This window comes from Kitasatospora sp. MY 5-36 (assembly GCF_001182915.1).
GTDB lineage: Bacteria > Actinomycetota > Actinomycetes > Streptomycetales > Streptomycetaceae > Kitasatospora.
Genome location: NZ_LFVW01000196.1, coordinates 1 through 2418 on the forward strand (window position 1 = coordinate 1; position 2418 = coordinate 2418).

The 2418-nt window shown below is 74.9% G+C and carries 2 protein-coding genes and 2 pseudogenes; 1 reads left to right on the forward strand and 3 read right to left on the reverse strand.

What is annotated here, in order from left to right; all coding sequences use genetic code 11:
* Positions 1 to 212: pseudogene (locus AE652_RS14450) on the reverse strand (hypothetical protein); the annotation flags it as partial.
* A gap of 134 nt (positions 213 to 346) precedes the next feature.
* Between AE652_RS14450 and AE652_RS14455 the strand changes: the two are divergent.
* Positions 347 to 805: pseudogene (locus AE652_RS14455) on the forward strand (RICIN domain-containing protein); the annotation flags it as partial.
* Between the two features lie 7 nt (positions 806 to 812).
* Here the strand turns inward: AE652_RS14455 and AE652_RS14460 are convergent.
* Positions 813 to 1508, reverse strand: a complete 696-nt coding sequence (locus tag AE652_RS14460) for a tyrosine-protein phosphatase (RefSeq protein ID WP_049651763.1) — start codon at positions 1506 to 1508, stop codon at positions 813 to 815.
* 112 nt (positions 1509 to 1620) lie between these two features.
* Positions 1621 to 2382 (reverse strand): SDR family oxidoreductase, encoded by a 762-nt coding sequence (locus tag AE652_RS14465; protein WP_049651764.1) that lies wholly within the window; start codon positions 2380 to 2382, stop codon positions 1621 to 1623.
* Positions 2383 to 2418 lie beyond the last annotated feature (36 nt).

The window sequence follows — 2418 nt, forward strand, 5'->3', positions numbered from 1 at the left end:
GGGAAGGGCGGGGCGTCCGGCAGCAGCGCGGCCAGCCGGGGGCCGGCCGCCACCCGCTCCGCCGGGTCGGCCGCGCCGAACAGCCCGCCGACCAGGCCGAGGGCGGGCCCGAACCGCTCGTCGTCCCCGGCCGCGACCACGGCCTCCAGGGCGGCCACGGCTTCGGAGAAGGTGGGCTGTTGACGGTGCGACGGTATCTGCTCGGTGGACATTCGCCGCAGCATAGGGGGCGGGGCCGGTCCGGCGGAAACTCCTCCGCGCCCCCGGCTCGGAGCCCTCGGCCGGCGGCCCGCAGGGTGGCCCGTACGGCGGTGCGGGACGGCCTGTCGGTGCCCGGTGGCAGACTGCGGTCGTGACAGACTCCGCGATCACCGACGGCAGCTACCTCGTCCGCAACGTCGGCAGCGGCCTGCTGCTGCGGGTCGCCGACGGCTCCCGGCGCAGCGGCGCCCGGATCGTCCTCGGCGCGGACGACGGCAGCGACGCCCAGCTCTGGCGGCTCACGGCCGTCCACCCGGGCGGCGCGCTGTTCCACATCGAGAACGTCGGCAGCGGGAAGCGCCTGGACGTCGCCGGCGCCTCGACGGAGGACGGCGTCCGGATCCAGCAGTGGTCGGCCAACGCCTTCGGCGCCCAGGAGTGGCTGCTGGAGGCCCACGTCGACGCCCCGGGCACCTACACGGTGACCAGCTTCATCAGCGGCAAGCCCCTGACGGCGGGCGACACCCCGGAGGCCGACGTCCACCAGCGGGAGGACGCCGACGCCCCGGCGCAGTGGTGGCGCTTCGAGCGCCGGGAGGGCTGACGGCCGGTCAGTCCGAGAGCTTGGCACGGACGGCGTCGAGTTCGGCGTCCGTCGTGCCGTGGTGGCGGAGGTAGTCGGGGACGGTGCCGTGGTGGTCGTGGATCCAGGCCAGCGAGGAGGCGAGGTGCCCGGCGTCGACCGGGCGGGAGATCCGCTCGGTGCCGGTCTCGTCGACGTACGGGGTGGGGCCCTTGTCGAGGCCGAGGCCGACGTTGGAGCGCAGGAAGTCGGTGGTGATCTCGGCCTCGGAGGCGCCCAGCAGGGACTGGAGGACGGCGATGGTGAGGCCGGTGCGGTCCTTGCCGACGGCGCAGTGGACGACGGCGGCCAGTGAGTCCGGCGCGGCGAGGCGGCGGACCACGGCGGCCAGCGAGGGGCCGGCCGTCTCGGCCATGAAGGGGTAGAGGGCCGCCTGGTCCTCGGGCCAGGGCCGGTCGACGTCCTTGCGGTCGGCGGGCAGGGTCGGCAGGTTGAGGGACTCGTGGTCGAGGCCGTGCCGCTGGTCCGGCCAGGTCTGCAGCTCGAACGCGCTGCGCAGGTCGAACACCGTCCGCAGGCCGAGCGCCTTGAGCCGCCGGGCGCCCTCCTCGGTGAGGGTGTGGAAGGACCCGGAGCGGTACAGCACGCCCCGGCGGAGGGCGCCGATCCCGCCCGCGTCACGGAAGTTGCGCACACCGGGGATGTCGATGAAGGCGTCGGTCATGGCCACCACCGTACGGGCGGGGGCGGACGGGCGGAAGGAAACCGGAGGGGGCCGCTCGGTGGCGGGACGACGCTGGCCGAAACCGGCCCCCTCCGGTACGGAACCGGGCTGTTCAGCGCCCGCCCGAGACCTCCAGGAACGCCCCCGTGGTGTACGAGGCCGCCGGGGAGAGCAGGAAGAGGACCGCCTCGGCGACCTCCTCCGGCTGCCCGCCGCGGCGCATCGGCAGGTTGGGCGCGACCCGGTCGACCCGGCCGGGCTCGCCGCCGAGCGCGTGGATGCCGGTGTGGATCAGCCCCGGTCGCACCGTGTTGACCCGGATGCCCTCGGCGGCGACCTCCAGGGCCAGGCCGCGGGTCATCGAGTCCACCGCGCCCTTGGCGGCCGCGTAGTCGACGTACTCGTTCGGTGAGCCGATCCGGGAGGCCGCCGAGCCGACGTTGACGATGGCGCCGCCGTGCCCGCCGTACCGGGTGGACATCCGGCGGACGGCCTGGGCCGCGCAGAGGAACGGGCCGGTGATGTTGGCGGCCCAGATCCGGTTCAGCCGGTCCTCGTCGATCTCCTCCAGCCGGCACTGCTTCTCCAGCGTGCCGGCGTTGTTCACCAGCCCGGTGAGCGGGCCGAGTTCGGCGTCCACGGTGGTGAACAGCCGCTCGACCTCGGCGGTGCGGCTGACATCGGCGCGGACCGCGAGGGCGGTTCCGCCGTCGGCCCGGATCTTCTCCACGACGGCGGCCGCGTTGGCCTCGTCCGTACGGTAGTTGACGCAGACCCGGTAGCCGCGGCGGGCGGCCAGCAGGGCGGTGGCGGCACCGATGCCGCGGCTGGCGCCGGTGACGATCAGGACCTCATCGGTCGGGGTGGTCGACATGGCCCGTACGCTACCCGCCGGCCCGGCCGGGGACAC